The organism is Nocardia sp. NBC_00416 (assembly GCF_036032445.1).
In the GTDB taxonomy this organism is placed as follows: Bacteria; Actinomycetota; Actinomycetes; order Mycobacteriales; family Mycobacteriaceae; genus Nocardia.
Genome location: NZ_CP107932.1, coordinates 6806849 through 6822233 on the forward strand (window position 1 = coordinate 6806849; position 15385 = coordinate 6822233).

Annotated in this window: 16 protein-coding genes; 9 read left to right on the plus strand and 7 right to left on the minus strand. The window is 68.3% G+C overall.

Annotation, left to right across the window (positions count from 1 at the left end):
* Positions 1–320: 320 nt before the first annotated feature.
* Genes OG804_RS29430 through OG804_RS29445 form a run of 4 tightly spaced genes read left to right on the plus strand, consistent with a single transcriptional unit; the run spans position 321 to position 4956 of the window.
* Positions 321–1217, plus strand: coding sequence for a DUF7065 domain-containing protein (locus OG804_RS29430; RefSeq protein WP_328391885.1), 897 nt, complete (start codon positions 321–323; stop codon positions 1215–1217).
* Between the two features lie 30 nt (positions 1218–1247).
* A complete protein-coding gene (locus tag OG804_RS29435) occupies positions 1248–1862 on the plus strand; it encodes a hypothetical protein (protein WP_328391886.1) in 615 nt (204 codons plus the stop codon).
* On the plus strand, positions 1859–3349 hold the full coding sequence (locus OG804_RS29440; RefSeq protein ID WP_328391887.1) for a pyruvate, phosphate dikinase: 1491 nt from the start codon (positions 1859–1861) through the stop codon (positions 3347–3349). The genes OG804_RS29435 and OG804_RS29440 overlap by 4 nt, the downstream gene beginning before the upstream one ends.
* Positions 3346–4956 (plus strand): PEP-utilizing enzyme, encoded by a 1611-nt coding sequence (locus tag OG804_RS29445; protein ID WP_328391888.1) that lies wholly within the window; start codon positions 3346–3348, stop codon positions 4954–4956. The genes OG804_RS29440 and OG804_RS29445 overlap by 4 nt, the downstream gene beginning before the upstream one ends.
* A 37-nt stretch (positions 4957–4993) precedes the next feature.
* On the opposite strand, the gene OG804_RS29450 is transcribed toward OG804_RS29445, so the two are convergent.
* Positions 4994–5626: a TetR/AcrR family transcriptional regulator gene (locus OG804_RS29450; protein WP_328391889.1), complete on the minus strand. Its 633-nt coding sequence runs from the start codon at positions 5624–5626 to the stop codon at positions 4994–4996.
* Between the two features lie 337 nt (positions 5627–5963).
* Here OG804_RS29450 and OG804_RS29455 point away from each other — a divergent pair, with 337 nt between their 5' ends.
* Positions 5964–7211 (plus strand): cytochrome P450, encoded by a 1248-nt coding sequence (locus tag OG804_RS29455; protein ID WP_328391890.1) that lies wholly within the window; start codon positions 5964–5966, stop codon positions 7209–7211.
* Positions 7212–7299: 88 nt separating this feature from the next.
* On the opposite strand, the gene OG804_RS29460 is transcribed toward OG804_RS29455, so the two are convergent.
* Complete coding sequence (locus tag OG804_RS29460) at positions 7300–7572, minus strand: hypothetical protein (RefSeq protein WP_328391891.1); 273 nt, start codon at positions 7570–7572, stop codon at positions 7300–7302.
* A gap of 319 nt (positions 7573–7891) precedes the next feature.
* A complete protein-coding gene (locus tag OG804_RS29465) occupies positions 7892–8362 on the minus strand; it encodes a MarR family winged helix-turn-helix transcriptional regulator (RefSeq protein ID WP_328391892.1) in 471 nt (156 codons plus the stop codon).
* Positions 8363–8431: 69 nt separating this feature from the next.
* On the opposite strand from OG804_RS29465, the gene OG804_RS29470 reads away from it, so the two are divergent.
* Positions 8432–8818, plus strand: a complete 387-nt coding sequence (locus OG804_RS29470; protein WP_328391893.1) for a hypothetical protein — start codon at positions 8432–8434, stop codon at positions 8816–8818.
* Between the two features lie 101 nt (positions 8819–8919).
* Here OG804_RS29470 and OG804_RS29475 read toward each other — a convergent pair whose 3' ends face one another.
* Entirely contained in the window at positions 8920–9258 is a 339-nt protein-coding gene (locus OG804_RS29475) for a hypothetical protein (RefSeq protein ID WP_328391894.1), read from the minus strand.
* Positions 9259–9492: 234 nt separating this feature from the next.
* Between OG804_RS29475 and OG804_RS29480 the strand changes: the two genes are divergently transcribed.
* Positions 9493–9915 (plus strand): hypothetical protein, encoded by a 423-nt coding sequence (locus OG804_RS29480; protein ID WP_328391895.1) that lies wholly within the window; start codon positions 9493–9495, stop codon positions 9913–9915.
* A gap of 130 nt (positions 9916–10045) precedes the next feature.
* Here the strand turns inward: OG804_RS29480 and OG804_RS29485 are convergent, their stop codons facing one another.
* The 3 genes from OG804_RS29485 to OG804_RS29495 all read right to left on the minus strand — a co-directional run bounded on the left by OG804_RS29485 (position 10046) and on the right by OG804_RS29495 (position 13755).
* Positions 10046–11299 carry a cytochrome P450 gene (locus tag OG804_RS29485; protein ID WP_328391896.1) on the minus strand — a complete coding sequence of 418 codons (1254 nt, stop codon included), beginning with the start codon at positions 11297–11299 and terminating at the stop codon, positions 10046–10048.
* A gap of 308 nt (positions 11300–11607) precedes the next feature.
* Positions 11608–12792 carry a DegT/DnrJ/EryC1/StrS family aminotransferase gene (locus OG804_RS29490; protein ID WP_328391897.1) on the minus strand — a complete coding sequence of 395 codons (1185 nt, stop codon included), beginning with the start codon at positions 12790–12792 and terminating at the stop codon, positions 11608–11610.
* Positions 12793–13185: 393 nt separating this feature from the next.
* Entirely contained in the window at positions 13186–13755 is a 570-nt protein-coding gene (locus OG804_RS29495) for a TetR/AcrR family transcriptional regulator (protein WP_328391898.1), read from the minus strand.
* Positions 13756–13832: 77 nt separating this feature from the next.
* On the opposite strand from OG804_RS29495, the gene OG804_RS29500 reads away from it, so the two are divergent.
* Complete coding sequence (locus OG804_RS29500) at positions 13833–14297, plus strand: cupin domain-containing protein (protein WP_328391899.1); 465 nt, start codon at positions 13833–13835, stop codon at positions 14295–14297.
* A 198-nt stretch (positions 14298–14495) separates the two neighbouring features.
* Positions 14496–15311 carry a class I SAM-dependent methyltransferase gene (locus OG804_RS29505; RefSeq protein WP_328391900.1) on the plus strand — a complete coding sequence of 272 codons (816 nt, stop codon included), beginning with the start codon at positions 14496–14498 and terminating at the stop codon, positions 15309–15311.
* The last annotated feature ends 74 nt before the right edge of the window (positions 15312–15385 follow it).

Sequence of the window (15385 nt, forward strand, 5' to 3'; positions counted from 1 at the left end):
TCCGGCACCCGGACCGACCTCGGTCGGTCCGGGGCGGCCCGCTCGAAGTGCGCGACTGGAGTAGACCACGAGATATCTGTCTGATACGGAAGAGTTTTCGCCCGGATAGGGGCCTTCCACAAATTGACACTTCCGTCATTTCGTGGATAGCCTCACGTCTGCACAGTGACTCCGGGCGCCGGCATGGCCAGCCTCGCGACCACGTTCCTGGGCAGCCGTTCACTGTTCACGTCCGCGCACATCTCCGCTGCGCCGGCAACCGGAGGTACCTCATGGCCGTCGAGGTCGGGCCCCAGAACCCACGATCCGAAGGGACCTCGATGACATTCGCCGAGCCCACCGCACGGGGTTGGGGCTCGCTGGCCGAGCCTGTCCATGCCGACGCCGCGGGCCTCGGTGATCCAGTCTGGAAGGACAACGCCTACTTCTCCTTCTGGGACCCCGCCGCCGAGGTCTTCGGAACGCTACACGTCTCGACTTCGCCGAATGCGCCCAGCGCCCGCCGTGCCCGATTCAGCGTCTCCGTGGCCGGCCGCGTCACCGAGGTGATCGAATCGCTGGACGAGGGCACCTTCAGCAGCGAAAGCCTCCATTTCGGTCTCGACGGCCGGGTGCTGATCGATCACCCTTCGGTGCAGGCCGAACTCGTCAACGCGCCGCTGTTCGTCGCGGCCGATTACGGCGTGAACAATGTCATTCCACCACTGGTGCCCGGCAAACCGCTCCAGCATTTCCAGCAGGCGTGCACCGTCTCGGGAACGGTCACGGTCGGCGGGGCGGCGGTTACCACCGCGGGCCGCGGTATGCGCGACCGTACCTGGGGTTATCGAGACGAGTCGTCGCAGTGGGTCGAATTCGCCGCGCTGTTCGTGGTGGACGAGTCGACTTTCGTGACCGCGATGAAATTCCGCGGCGCCGACGACGCGCTCACCGTCGACGGGTTCGTCATCGACGCCACCGGGTCGACGCAGATCACCGACATCACCTTCGCGCGCGACGCAGCCGCCCAATTCCGCTGGGCCCGGTTGGGACTCGCCGAGGGCGGTATCCGCTCGGTGGCGATACGCACCCGCCTGGGCGGATTCCGGGTGCCGGCGGGGCCCGCCGAGACCGACGGACCGGCGCTGGCGGTCTACGACGACTTCGTGATGTTCGACAGCGAAGGGCGCGGGGGCGACGGAATTTTCGAGCAGGCGATCCTGCACCGGGTCGCTTAGCCACTGGTGTCGAGAGAAAGCGGAAGCACCATGTCTGACGAACTGCGCATACTTCAGGCGGCACGACTGAAAGGGCGACCGGGCGAGTCCGATCTGATCGTCGCCGCGGGCTCGGCGGAGACCGACGGCGCGGTCGCCGTGCAGGCACTGGTCGCGGCGGGTGAGCTCGATCGAGTGGGAGCACGCATCAAACTGACGCCGGTCGGCCGGTCCAGGCTCGACGCTCTGCTGGCGGCCGAACGCGCCACCGTCGACCAGGAGCTCCTGCGGCAGCGTTACGCCGATTTCGACGGGTTCAATACCGATTTCAAACAGCTGGTCACCGATTGGCAGCTGATCGACGGCGTGCGGCCGAACGACCACACCGACCCCGAGTACGACGCTCGGGTGGTGACGCGGCTGGCGCAGCTGCACGAGCGCTTCGTACCGCTGCTCGAGGCGTTCATCGGGCTCGCGCCGCGGCTCGCGCCCTATTCCGGCCGGCTCGCCTCGGCGCTGGCGAAAGTCGGGTCCGGCGATTCCGCCTGGTTCGCCCGGCCGCTCGTCGACAGCTACCACACGGTCTGGTTCGAGCTGCACGAGGAACTCATCGGCCTCGCGGGGCTGTCCCGCGTGCGGGAAGCGGCGGCGGGACGGGCCGAATGACCGAACCGCCCGCGGTTCTCGCTCTCGACGCCGAGGCGGCGGCCGATCGCGAGCTGATCGGTGGCAAGGCGTGGAGTATCCAGCGGATGACGGCGCTGGGCATACCCGTTCCCCCGGCCTTCGTCCTGACCACACAGGCCGGCCGTCGCATGGACGGTCGCGCGGCGCTCCCCGACGACGTGTGGCGCGAGGTGTCGGCGGCCGTCGCGGGATTGGAGGCGGTCACCGGACGCCGGTTCGCGGCCGGTTCGCGTCCGCTGCTCGTCTCGGTCCGTTCCGGCGCCGCGACCAGTATGCCCGGAATGATGGACACGGTGCTCAACCTGGGCATGACCGACGCGGCGGAGCAGGCGCTGGCGGAGGAAGGCGGTGGCGGCGCCTTCGCCGCCGACACACATCGGCGTTTTCGCGATCAGTTCGAGAAGGTGGTCGGCGCGCCGCCGCCCGCGGATCCGTGGGATCAATTGCACCGCGCGATCGTCGCGGTACTCGGTTCGTGGAACTCGCCGCGCGCGATCAGCTATCGCGAGAGTCGTGGGCTACCGCACGACGGCGGCACGGCGGTCACCGTGCAGGCCATGGTTTTCGGGAATCTCGACGAGCGTTCCGGCACCGGCGTGCTGTTCACCCGCAACCCGCTGACCGGCGGCGCCGAACCCTACGGTGAATGGCTGCCACGCGGCCAAGGCGAAGATGTGGTGTCCGGCCGCGCCGACGCGCTCGCCCTGGCCGACCTGGAAATCGCCATGCCGGAGGTGCACGCGGACCTGCTGGCCGCGGCCGTGCGGCTGGAAGCCGACGGCGGTGATGTGCAGGACATCGAGTTCACCGTGGAGAGCGGCGTGCTGTGGTTGCTGCAGACGCGGGCCGCCAAACGATCGCCGGCGGCCGCGGTCCGCCACGCTGCCCTATTGGCGCGCGAAGGCCGGATCACCGCGAGTGAGGCGCTCGACCGGGTGTTGCCCGAACACGTCCGGACCCTGCTCACCCCTCATCTGGACCCCGCCGAAATCGCGGCGACCGCAGCACTGGCCACCGGGAAACCGGCCTGCCCGGGTATCGCGGTCGGCGTCGTGGTCACCACCGCCGACGAGGCGCTGGAGCGCGCGGACCGGGGTGAGGCGGTGGTCCTCGCCCGGCCGACCACCGATCCCGACGACGTGGCGGCGATGTCGGTCGCTGTCGCGGTGGTCACCGAACTCGGAGGATCGACTTCGCACGCGGCGGTCGTCTGCCGAGAGCTGGCCGTGCCCTGCATAGTCGGTTGCGGCGCCCGATCACTCAGAGCCCTGGCCGGCCGGATCGTCACTGTCGACGCTTCGACCGGCACCGTGTATCCGGGCGAAATCACCGTTGTCCCGGGCACCAGGGTCGACGATCCCGATATCGCGCTGCTCACCCGGTGGGCACGCGCGGAACTCGCAGACGGCGCACCGGGTTCGCTGCCCGAGCTGCTCCGCCGACGCAAGATGGAGAAGATTCGATGAGCAGCCGCGAAACCGTCGAGGAGACCCTCGACAACACGACGATCGATCCGTCGGTCACCTGGACGACCGGCAATGTGGCGGAGGCATTCCCCGGAGTCTTCACCACACTCGGTTTCACCTTCATCAACGCGGGGGTGGAGTTGGCGACTCGCACCACGTTCAAGAACCTCGGTGTGCTCAAAGGGAAGCAGGTCTACGTTCCCGACCAGACCGAGGATATGTTCTGGACGCTGTTCGCCGGGCGCGCCGCCGCCAATATCGACCAGTTCCGCGAGATCGCGAATATCACCCCGGGCACCTCGGCGACCGCGATCGAACAGCAGCTGTTCGGCTACGTCAGGCCGGAGACCGTGGACGCGAACAGCGCGCGCCGCTACCCGGTCATCGCCGTCAAGGCGCCGGGGGCCGTCCTCCGGTTGCCCAAGCGCCACGATGCCGAATTCGCCGAGCTGCGCCGCTGGCGACTGGCGCATCTGGACGGGATCGACGCCCTCGATCACGCGGGGTGCGTCGAACTGCTGGAGGACGCGCGGGCGCGCTTCCAGCGCATGCTGACCAAGCATATGCTCGTCGCCTTCGTCAGCTCCGGACTCGCGGACCGGGTGACCGATATGCTGGCCGGACTCGATCTGGCCCATCTCGGACCGGCGCTGCTGTCGGGCGTGGGATCGGACGAGAGCGAGGTCGCACACGACCTCTGGGCGCTGGCCCACGACCTGATCACCCTGCGCGAGTTCACCGATCGGCACGGATACCACGGCAACAACGAGGGCCAGCTGAACGGTGTGACCTGGCGGGAGGACCCGACCTCGGTACTCAACCGCCTCGCCGACTACCGCGCCATTCCCGCCGACAGTCCACGGGCCCCGCTCAACCGGAGCCAGGAGCAGATCGAGACACGGCAGCGCGCCCTGGCCGAGGTCCAGGCGGCCCTGCCGTGGGGTAAGCGCGGCACCGCGGCCTGGACCGTGCGGATGGCCGCTCGCTGGATCGCCCTGCGCGAACAGGGCAAAGCCGGATATCTGCTCACCTTCGATATCGCCCGGGCGGTCATGCGCAGACAGGGCGCCCTGCTGGTGTCCGCGGGTGTGATCGACTACGCCGAGGACGTCTTCCAGCTCTCCTACGACGAGGTGTGTGCCGGTGTCACGGGCGATCGGCGCGCACTGGTCGCCGAACGCTGGGCGCAGTACGACCAATGGTGCGACTACCGGTTGCCGCAATCGTGGTCGGGCGTACCGGCGCTGAGCAAGGTCGGCGAGGAGAACGTGCCCGTCCTCGGTGTGTCCGGTGTCGTCACCGGGGTGGCCGCCAGCGGTGGTGTGGTGGAAGGTCGCGCCCGCGTGGTCCGCGATCCGTCGACGACCGAGCTCGACGACGGCGACATTCTCGTCTGCGAGACGACCGATCCGAGCTGGGTGTCGTTGTTCCTCGTCGCGGCCGGTGTCGTCACCGATTACGGCGGCCTGCTCAGCCACGGTCCCATTGTGGCCCGCGAACTCGGCATCCCCTGCGTCTGCGGTACCGACAACGGCAGCTACCAGATCCGCGACGGCCAGCGCATTCGGCTGGACGGTGACCAGGGCACGGTCACCGTGCTCGGGTGACCCGAAGGCCGCGGTGGAACCCGATTCGAACCGGCCCCTACCCGAGGGCGCCGCGCAGCAGGCCGACGAATTGATCGACGATCGGCTCGAGCTGCCTGTGCGTTCCGACGAATCCCGCGTACATTGCCATACCCCAGATCGCGGCGATCAGCATCTCGGTGACGGCGGCGATATCGACATCGGGCCGGATCGACCCGTCCGCCGCGGCGGTTTCCAGGGATGCTCGGATGAAGTCGCGGACATAGTCGACCTGTTCGGCCGCCCAGTCGCCGAGTTCCGGATTGCGCAGCGCGTCGAACAGCGAGGCCGCCAGGAACCGTACGTAGACGCGGTCCTCGGCGTCGATCGCCATGGCGGTGCGCAGAAATATCGCTATCCGGTCGGCGAGATCGGCCCGGGCCCGGGCATCGGCGATACCCGTGGTGAGGATGCTGCCCTTGTCCGCCTCGAACAGGGTGCGGTAGAGGTCGTCCTTGCCCCGGAAATAGTGGTTGATATTGGTGCGGGTGACGTCGGCCCGGGCCGCGATCTCGGTGAACGTCGCGCGGTCGTAACCGACTTCGCTGAACAGTTCACGCGCCGCACCCAGAATCCGCTCTCGGGTATCGGCTCCATCGGAGCCGGCCGGGCGCCCTCGACCCCGCCGCGGCTGCGCTGCCGGGTCGGACACAACATCTACCTCTCGTCCGCCGGCATCGACGTTCCATCGCCGGCCGCTACCCCGCTCCCGATCGAACCACTGCCGCGGATGTTCCACGGGCGAACGCCCTTCCGCACGGACAGCATCGGACCGAGTCTAACTCGATCGTCGACTCGCACAGCGCGGCACGCGCGGAGTAGTTACCGCCCGGCATATCAGGCCGGTGCGGAGGGCATCCTCGATCACCTTCGGAAACCTCGTCCATCAAGATCTTCGACGAGTGAAGGGCGTTCGGTCCGGCTAAGGTCGGGTCCCGAAGTCGCAGTACACCGTTCGTAGCACGTCACAGCCGTCTGGAGTCCCTTTCTTGAGTACCTCCGAGTCCGGAGCGCCCGCCCCGTCCTGCCCTGTACGTCACGACCCGCATTTCGATTCCGACGGCCCGCGGATGCCGCTGTTCGCCCCGGAATTCGCTGCTGATCCACACGGCTACTACCGTGAAATGCGTAAACAGTACCGGTCTCTGATGCCGGTGGAACTGGCGCCGGGTGTTCCCGCGACGTTGGTGATCGATTACAAGACCGCGGTGCAGATCCTCAACGATCCCGAGCATTTCTCCGCCGATCCGCGTACCTGGCAGAAGGACATCCCCGCGGACTGCCCGGTGCTGCCGATGATGGAGTGGCGGCCGATGGCGACCCGGTCCGCCGGGGCGGACGCGGCGCGCTACCGCCAGGCCACCACCGAGAGCGTCGCCGAGGTCGATCTCTACGCCCTGCACTCGACGGTGGAGGAGATCGCGGTCTCGCTGATCAATTCCTTCTGCGAGGACGGCCAGGCCGACCTGATCGTCCAGTACACGTTTCCGCTGATCTTCGGAGTGCTCAATGTCCTGTTCGGCTGCCCGCCGGAGGTCGGGCAGCGGATGGCCGCCGGTATGGCGTCGATCGTGGAGGGCGTCGACGCCGAGGCCGGTAACCAGATGATCAGCGCGGCGATGCTGGAGCTGGTGGCCATGAAACGGACCGAGCCCGGTAACGACATCACCTCGGCGCTGCTGCGGCATCCGGCCGGACTCGATGATCTCGAGATGGTCCACCAGCTGGCCAGCCAGTACGGGGCGGGGATCGAATTCCAGCAGAATCTGGTGGTCAACACCCTGCTGTTGATCCTGACCGACGACCGGTTGGGCGACAGCGTCCTCGGTGGCAGCCTGTCCACCCGTGAGGCCTTGGACGACGTGCTGTTCAACGACCCGCCGCTGGCGAACTACCTGCTCACGTATCCGCGCCAGCCGATCCTCATCGGTGACGCCTGGTTGCCGGCGCATCAGCCGATCGTCATCAGCATCGCCGCCTGTAACAACGACCCCACGGTGCGCAGCGATGATCGCACCGGCAACCGTTCGCATCTGGCATGGGGGGCCGGTCCACGCACCTGTCCCGCGCAGACCATGGCCTATATGATCGCGCAGGACGCCATCGATCAGCTGCTCGACGCGCTGCCCGAGGTACAGCTGGCCGAACCCCCGGCCTGGCGGCCCGGCCCGTTCCATCGGTCGCTGTCGTCGATGCGGGTGGAGTTCCCGCCGTCCGCCCCGCTGCATCTGTCCTGACGCCGGTTCGTGCGGGTCCGGCCTGCCGGGCACAAATCGAGGGTGCTGCCGCGAACCGTAGTGCGGCAACACCCTCGACGTGCTCGGATCAGTTCGCCCGGCAGACGAACATCCATTCGGTGTGATAGTGCGCGGCGGAATCGGGATCGAGGTGCACCCACTCGTAGTGCCCCGGTGCGCCGCCGCCTGCGGTGCACGGATCGCCGACCTGCAGTCCGTCCGGCGGCGGGGGCGGGCCGGGCTGCGGCGCGCCCGGGAGCCCGGGCAGGTCGGCGCTACCGGAGGGGAGCGCGGCGGCCGTGGCCCCCGAGAACCCGGTGACGGCGATGCACAGTGCCGCGATTACGCAGGCTTTCCTCATGAAATCTTCTCCAGTCGACGTTGTTCACTGGCCGACCCTCGACCGGTGCCGTCGCCCGGGTGATCTGAACCACGCCGCCCGCGTCCGAATCGATCGGTCGTCAGAGCCGGTGCCATGGTAGCTGTCCGGTGTCTCGGCGATGGGCCGGGCCTGGTCGGTGACGATGCGGACGTGTCCGGAAATCAGGTATGAATGCTGTTGCCGGAGAGTGTGATCCAACCTCCGGCTCCATGATTCAGTGGTGCGGGCATTCAGTGCCCGCGGCGACTCGTCCGCCGGGCCGGGCCCGGACTCCGGATCGGCTGTGCCGGGTGAGCTTTCAGTCCTCGGGCGGTTCGCCGGACAGTTCGGCGAATGCGGCCTCGTAGGCGAGGAGTGTGTCGACGACGATACGGCGCTGTGGCGGTGTCAGCGGCTGGAGCGCACGGCGCCATGCGCGCGCCCCGGGTGAGAGCCACTGCGAGATCGCCGGTCTGCTCGCCGGGCTGATATCGACGATGCGCCGGCGTCGGTCGTCCTCGTCCTCGCGACGTGACAGCACTCCTTTCCGGCTCAGATCGCTGACGATCAGGCTCACCGTCGTCGGGGCGACGCCGAGCTGCTCGGCCAGTTGCGAAACGGTCTGCGGGCCGTCGAGCAGCAGTAGGGACAGCAGCGACAGGTGTCGCGGGGCCAGGTCGAGTGACCGTATTTCCGCCGGTGGGCGCATTCGCTTGGCCCGGCCGATCAGCCGCGGCATCAGCAGGAGCAGTTCGCGAACGGTGTTGTCCGCGGGGGCAGGTGTTGACACGCGGCAACCTCCGATTTACCTTTGTTTGCAAATATAGTTTGTCGTTGAATCCATTTTAGAGAGGTCGGCATGCCGCACTTGACACTGCATGTTCTGGAGCGCCAATTGGCCGGGCGGGAGACGGAGTTGATCGAGTTGCTGACGCACGCGGTGGTCGACGTCTACGGAGACTGGGCGCGGGGCATCGTGGATGTACGCCTGATCGGCCTGGCCGACGGGCGCTGGGGTATCGGCGGCGTCCCGGCCCGGACGCCCGCCCCGAGCGTGACGTTCGGTATCAAGGAGGCGGCATTGCGCCGTGCGGATGCGCAGGAGATCGTGGCCCGCCTGATATCCGGGATCACCGACGCGATCGTGTCCGTATTCGGCGAACGGGTTCGTTCGGGAGTGACCGTCGAGTTCGTCGGCACCCCGGAGGGGCGCACGGGTGTCGGCGGTGTGCTGGCGGGGCCTTAGTGTGCGTCGCCTCGTGGCGCCGGAGTCCACCTGTGCCGCCGAGGCCTCCATGGTCGTTGCGAGTCGGCCGGAGTCATCGGCGCTCAGGGGTTTCCGGCTGATCAGCTCTGGCCGCCGAGCAACTCGCCGACGGGGATCGGGGGCAGTGCGCGGACGAGTGTCATCACTCCGGTGCAGAGTGCACTGCGTGCCGGCTCCCACTGGTTGGTGTTGCAGACGTAGTTGCCCAGTTTGTCGTAGTGCGTGGAATGACCTTTGTAGGACCAGGTGAGACCGTCTTCGGAGTGGCTCCACGGGCACTGGTTCGGTGCGGATCCCTTGCAGGGGCCCTCGACCCCCCACGGTCCGACCGGGTAGGCCATGGCCTGCGGTGCGCTGGTGAAGGTCAGGGCCGCGAATGCCGCCGCGCCGGTCATCAAGTATTTGACGGTCGAGTTCACTGGGGTCTCCTTCGATGCGCGGGCTTCGCAACCCGTCGACTCCCGTATCGCTGTGGCGGCGATCGTGTTAGCCGCTATCGCTGATCTCGGTGGGCCGTTGTGGCACACGGCGCGTGGATTACGCCGCACCCGTAGCTCTCTCGGCCCGTTGCCAGATTGGTAAACATATGCCTATTGTAGGCAAATGATTACTTTTTTGGCAGACTGCGGAGACCGGCCGATCCGAGTCGTGTCATGACACCCGCCCAGCCTTTCTCGGAGGGCACCGTGCTCATGCCGTGGAAGCCGGGTCCCCGGGACAGCACCGGCGACCCGGTGTTCGTCAGCGTGACGGACTTCCTGGCCACGTCGGAGGAAGATGTGCAGCGGATCTACGAACTCGGGCTCGAACTGGGGGACACCTGGCCGGTGATGCAGGGGGCGGTCGGCGTGTGGCTGTGGGGCCGGCCCGCGCAACTGCGCGGCGGTTCGATCTCGGTGTGGGACAGCGAGCGAGATATGCGGCGCTTCGTGCGGTGGCCGGTACACACCCGGATCATGCGGACCTGGCGTGGTCGCGTGCGCGTGGCCGCCGATTCGTGGCAGGCCGATCGGTTCGACGTCGCGAGCGTGTGGGAACGCGCCGGGAAGACGATCGAACGGCCGCACGGTGTGTGACCGGAAAGCCTGACCCCTTCCGCCGCGACCCGCGCGCGCCCACACCGTGAATTGCCTTGTCGTACTCGTGGACGAACGCCGTCTCCACCGGCTTTCGGGCCGCCGGACCGGGCTGCCGATCCTCGTGACGTCAGCGGAAAGTGAACGGTGGAGACGGTGGGAATTTCACCGGCAGGGCGGTCAGCGACCGGTGGAACGGGCCCGGTCGCCAGGTCGCTCCCTCGGGCGGCAGGTCCGATTCCAGTTCGGGCAGGGCGTCGAGCAGTTGATCGATCGCATCCTGGGCGACGAGGTAGGCAAGTGTCTGCGCCGGGCAGTTGCGTTGCCCCAGGCCCCAGGAGAGGTGCGAGCGGTTGCCGCGGTGGTCGTCGGATCGGATGGCGGGGTCGTTGTTGCAGGCGGCGATGCTGATGACGACCGGTTGGTGGGCGGGCAGCCAGACGTCGTCGATCAGGATCGGCTGTCGCGGGTAGGTGATGAGGAAGTTCGCCATGGGCGGGTTGTCGAACAGGACTTCGTCGAGGGCGTCGCGGGTGGACAGGCTGCCGCCGAGGACGTGTCCGCCGAACCGGTCGTCGGTGAGGATCAGCAGCAGGGTGTTGGAGATCAGGTTCTGCTGCAGTTCGATCCCCGCGCCGTAATGACTCGTCACCTGGTGGATCATCTCCACCTCGTCCAACTCGGCGGGATGGCTGAGCAGTAGCGAGGTGACATCGTTGCCCGGCTGGGTTCGTTTGAGCGCCACCAGTTCTGCCAGGGCCGCTCCGATCATCTGATTGCCCTCGTCGGCATCGACGCCCTCGAACATGGCGGCCATCCCCGCGGCGACGCGCTGCCCGATCTCCGGTGGGCAGCCGAGCAGCGTGTTGCAGACCTCGAAGGCCAGCGGGAAGGCGTACTGCACCAGGAGATCGGCCCTACCGGTCTGGCAGAAGGAGCTGATCAAGGGCACGGCGATCTCTTCGACAGCGGCGCGGATGGCGTGCAGATCGATCTCCGCCAGCGCCGTCACATTCGCCTCGCGGTAGCGCTGATGGTCGGTCCCCGTGCTGCGAGCGGCGATCGGACGCCATTCCATGATGGGCAGTACGGGGCAGTCGGCGGGCATTTCCTGCTGCCAGGCGCGCGGGTCGGCGGGGAAGTGTTCGTGGTCGTTGAGGATGCGGACGGCGGTCTGATGTTCGATCACCAGGGTCGCGGGGACATCGGGGGCGAGGTCGACCGGGACCATGGCGCGGTGTTCGCGGCGCATCTGCTGGAAGACCTTGTGCGGGTTCTCGGAGAATTCGGGGGCATAGAGCGGGATCCGGGGACCGCCGTCGGCGAAGGGTGAGCCGTGGACAGGGCGGATCGGGGCGGTGGTATCGGGCGGCGTCGTGCTCAAGGGTTACTCCAGACTGGGTCGCGACGTGTACCGAGAATCCCGAGCGGTTGTCCCGTCATCTCGGCGCGGTGTAGCAGCTTACGCGAATTCGAGACGAATTATCCTGTGGCAGAACGACTTTGAACAGCACCGGGATGGACCCTTTGTACTGCGCCGCCGACCGGCGCGGTGCCGTCGTCGCTCCTGCCCGGGCGGCTGGGGGAGCGGCGATATGGCTCGCGGCGGAGCCGCGCCACGCATCCCTGTCTCTGGTTCCGCAGAACTCTACGTTCGCCGTCCGCCGCTCGCCACGCGAGCAGTCCCCCGGCTCAGCGCCGGATGTCGTGGGCCGGGATGGTGGCGGCCAAGCGGCGGACCTTGTCGAGAGCGTCGAGGAGGTGGGCGGTTTCGATCCAGCGCCCCAGGAACGCCTCGTGTGCTATCACGATGCCCGCCGCGCCGGCCACCTGCTCGCTCACCGGGCACCGCGCGTCGAGCCCGAGACGCTGGGGGTCCCGGTAACCGCGCAGTCCGGCTACCCAGGTCGGCTCCCGATACGCCACCGGATGCGGCAGGGAGACCGGTATGCCCTCGGCGATCAGTGCCGTGACGATCAGGTCGGTGCACACACCACCGAACCGCCGGGTATCGATGGTCAGCGGGAGCCCGACGAAATTACGGCGGGTGACGCGCGGGTCGGGGTGATGCAACGTGATACCGGCGGCGGTATCGAGACCGGCGCGGAACGCGGCCACCTGTCGTGCCTTGACGGCGATCTGGTCGTCGACGCGGCGCAGTTGCGCCTGCAGGACGGCGGCCTGGAACTCGGTGATCCGGTGGTCCCCGCCGAACCCCCAGGCCGCGTCCGCCCGCCGCCGCCGGCCGCGGTGCACCAGACCGTACAGCCGGTCGGCGAGCCCCGGATCGGAGGTGACGACCAGGCCGCCGGTGCCGGCGACCGGGGACTCGGACTGCTCGAAGTCGAAGCAGCCGATCCGGCCGAGCGACCCGGCCGCCCGGTTGTTCCATCGGGCGCCGAAGACGTGCGCGCAGTCCTCCACCACGAAGAGCTGATGCCGGTGCGCCAGGGCGAGAATCCGTTCCATATCGGCGAGCTGCGCGTAGGCGTGGACCACGAGAATTCCGCGGGTGCGGTCGGTGATCGCTCGTTCGACGGCGTCCGGATCGAGGCACCAGGTCTGCGCGTCGATATCGGCGAAGACCGGAACCGCGCCGTTGACCACGACCGCACGCGCCGGTGCGGTCCGGGTGAGGCCGGGCAGGATCACTTCGTCGCCCGGTTCCAGGTCCAGTGCCGCCAGTGCGAGTTCGAGCGCCGTGGTTGCGCTGGAGACCGGTACGGCATGCTCGACGCCCAGGTAATCCGCCAGCGCCCCGGCGAGTTCGGCCTCCCGCGGCCCGGTGGTGGACCAGCGGCCGCTGTCGAGCACGTCCAGCAGTGCCCGGCGTTCGCTGTCGTCGTGCACCGGCCACCGGTACGGCGTGTTGCGCACCGGCACACCGCCGTTGAGCGCCAGACAGTCAGCCGGTCGCACCGGGGGCCTCGGGTCTCGGGGTCATCCCGGGCTCGTATCGCGCGTGGTCGTGAAACCCGCTGCCGCGCCTCGGAGTTGTGGATTCGTGCCGAGGTCGGTGATCACGCTCGCCTCCGCGTGATCGGGTCGGGTCGTGGTGGGCGGGACGCCGGAACAGCGCGGGCTCCTGCGGTTCCCGGCCCAGCGACGCCGTAGCCCTCATTCTTCCCCCTGACACAGTTGTTGTTCCAGCGGTTCCGGATCCGGTTGCCGAAGTCCGTGCGATCGAGATATCCGATGATAGATCCACCGCTCACCGCATGCCCGGAATCGAACGTCTTCGCCGGACCGGAGATGCCGGCGGACACCGGTCTACGGGCGCAGGCCGTCGAGGATCACCGCGAGAAGCCTGCGCCAGTCGCCGCTTTCGGTGCGGATCGTCGCCGACAGGGCGCCGACGACCATGTAGACGTCGGACACCGTGCAGTCGGCACGCAGCGCGCCGGCGGCGCGGTCGCGTTCGATGATCTCGCCGAGCACGGTTTCGAGCCGGGTGCGGGTATGGCCCCGGGGTTCGCTCCCGGCCGAGTGCCGCGTCGATTCGATCGCGGCCGACAGCCCCCGATCGGCCGCCAGGATCTCGCCGACGTGACGCAGGTAGCGGGCGAGGGCCGGGCCCCGGTCGGCGCCCGACAGGCATTCGCGCCGAGCGAAGTCCTCGATTTCGGTGAACCGCTGCGCGGCGGCGGCTTCGACCAGTTCTGCGTGGGTGGGGAAGTGGCGGTAGACGGTGCCGATGCCCACGCCTGCCGCGCGCGCGATCTCGGGAAGCTGTACGCCGCTGCCGTGTTCGGCGAACAGCGACCGCGCGGTGGCGACTATGCGGTCCCGGTTGCGCGCGGCGTCCGCGCGGGGGGTGCGTCGGGGGGCGGGGCTTGACAATGTCGTCCTCTCGGGGCTTTCTAGTAAACGGAATAGGAATCCGGTTCCGATTTTAGTTCGACGGAAGGTCGATGTCCATGTCCGAAAATCGTTTTCGTGTGCTCGCGGCCGACGAAGTGCGTACCGGCCGGGTCCCGCTACCCCCGGCGTTCGCGGTGAAGGCGCTGACCGGAGATACCGAAGGGCGGTTCTCGCTGCTGGAGGTCACGCTCGCCCGCGATATACCCCGCCACACCCACCATGTCGCCGACGAGTGCATCTACGTGCTGGACGGTGAACTCGGCGTCGACTTCGCCGACCGGACGGTCACCGTGACCGAGGGCATGTTCGTCCTGCTCCCGCACGGCGTTCCACACGCCTTGCGCGCGGTATCGGCGCGGCCACCGCGGATGCTCCAGATCTCCTCCCCGGGCGGCTGGGAATGCTATCTCGAAGACCTCTTCGAAGCTGGTCCGGCGGTACTCACCGACGGTGCCCTGGACCCGGTGAAGATCAACCCGATCGCCGCCCGGTACGACATCCGATACGAGGAGACCGCGTAGGCCCGTACCTGCGGTGGGTGCGACCCCGGCCGGTCCGGCCGGGGTTTGCGGCGGGTGGCCGCCGAGGCAGAGAATGGGATCGGCTCGGTGTCGAGCCGCGCACCTGAACCACTACAGCGGGCGGCCGCGAAGACGTCATCCGGAGGGCGCGACCTGCCGTGAGCAGATCCCAGGTCCGATCGACCGGAGGAGCAGACGATGACACAATTCGCGCCCAGCGACCTCAAGGGCAAGCACAGAGCAATGTGGGCGTCGGGTGACTACCCGCGGGTAGCCGCCGATGTGATCCCCGAACTCGGCAGGCGCCTGGTCGGCGCCTGTCATATCGGTCCCGGCCGGCGGGTACTGGATATCGCCGCCGGAGCGGGCAACGCCGCCATACCGGCCGCCGAAGCCGGCGCCGAGGTCGTGGCCAGCGACCTGACGCCCGAATTGTTCGACGTCGGCCGCCGCAATGCCGCGGCGGCGGGCGTCCACCTGACCTGGGCGCAGGCCGACGCCGAAGCCCTGCCCTTCGACGACGCTGCGTTCGATGTCGTCATGTCCTGCGTGGGCGTGATGTTCGCGCCGTTCCACCAGACCGCCGCCGACGAACTGGTCCGCGTCACCAGAACGGGCGGGACGATCGGTCTGGTCAACTGGACACCCAGCGGTTTCGTCGGCCGCATGTTCGCCGTCATGAAGCCGTTCGCGCCCGCGCCGCCGCCCGGTGCGCAGCCGCCGCCGCTGTGGGGCGACGAGGAACACGTCCGGGCGTTGCTGGGGGCCCGGGTGACGGACCTGGAAATGCGTCGCGAACACGCCGTCGTCGACTGCTTCGCGGACGGGACCGCGTTCCGGGATTTCTTCAAAGCCAACTACGGCCCGACGATCGCGGTGTACCGGGCGCTGGCCGGCGAACCGGACCGGACCGCCCAGCTGGACCGGGAACTGTCCGACCTCGGGGCCGCGCACGATCTCGGCAACGGGCGGATGGAATGGGAGTACCTGCTGGTCACCGCACAGCGTGCCTGACCGCGCCCCCGGTCGCCGGGCCCGGGACTTTCCGGACCCGCGCACGAGTTGTACCGGGGGGCCGATAATGCGGG

Bases quoted from the DNA above. Each gene is read 5' to 3' on its own strand.
- OG804_RS29460 (WP_328391891.1), bottom strand. From the start codon at position 7,572: ATGAGGAAAGCCTGCGTAATCGCGGCACTGTGCATCGCCGTCACCGGG.
- OG804_RS29435 (WP_328391886.1), top strand. From the start codon at position 1,248: ATGTCTGACGAACTGCGCATACTTCAGGCGGCACGACTGAAAGGGCGA.
- OG804_RS29445 (WP_328391888.1), top strand. From the start codon at position 3,346: ATGAGCAGCCGCGAAACCGTCGAGGAGACCCTCGACAACACGACGATC.
- OG804_RS29470 (WP_328391893.1), top strand. From the start codon at position 8,432: ATGCCGCACTTGACACTGCATGTTCTGGAGCGCCAATTGGCCGGGCGG.
- OG804_RS29500 (WP_328391899.1), top strand. From the start codon at position 13,833: ATGTCCGAAAATCGTTTTCGTGTGCTCGCGGCCGACGAAGTGCGTACC.
- OG804_RS29440 (WP_328391887.1), top strand. From the start codon at position 1,859: ATGACCGAACCGCCCGCGGTTCTCGCTCTCGACGCCGAGGCGGCGGCC.
- OG804_RS29430 (WP_328391885.1), top strand. From the start codon at position 321: ATGACATTCGCCGAGCCCACCGCACGGGGTTGGGGCTCGCTGGCCGAG.
- OG804_RS29505 (WP_328391900.1), top strand. From the start codon at position 14,496: ATGACACAATTCGCGCCCAGCGACCTCAAGGGCAAGCACAGAGCAATG.
- OG804_RS29480 (WP_328391895.1), top strand. From the start codon at position 9,493: ATGACACCCGCCCAGCCTTTCTCGGAGGGCACCGTGCTCATGCCGTGG.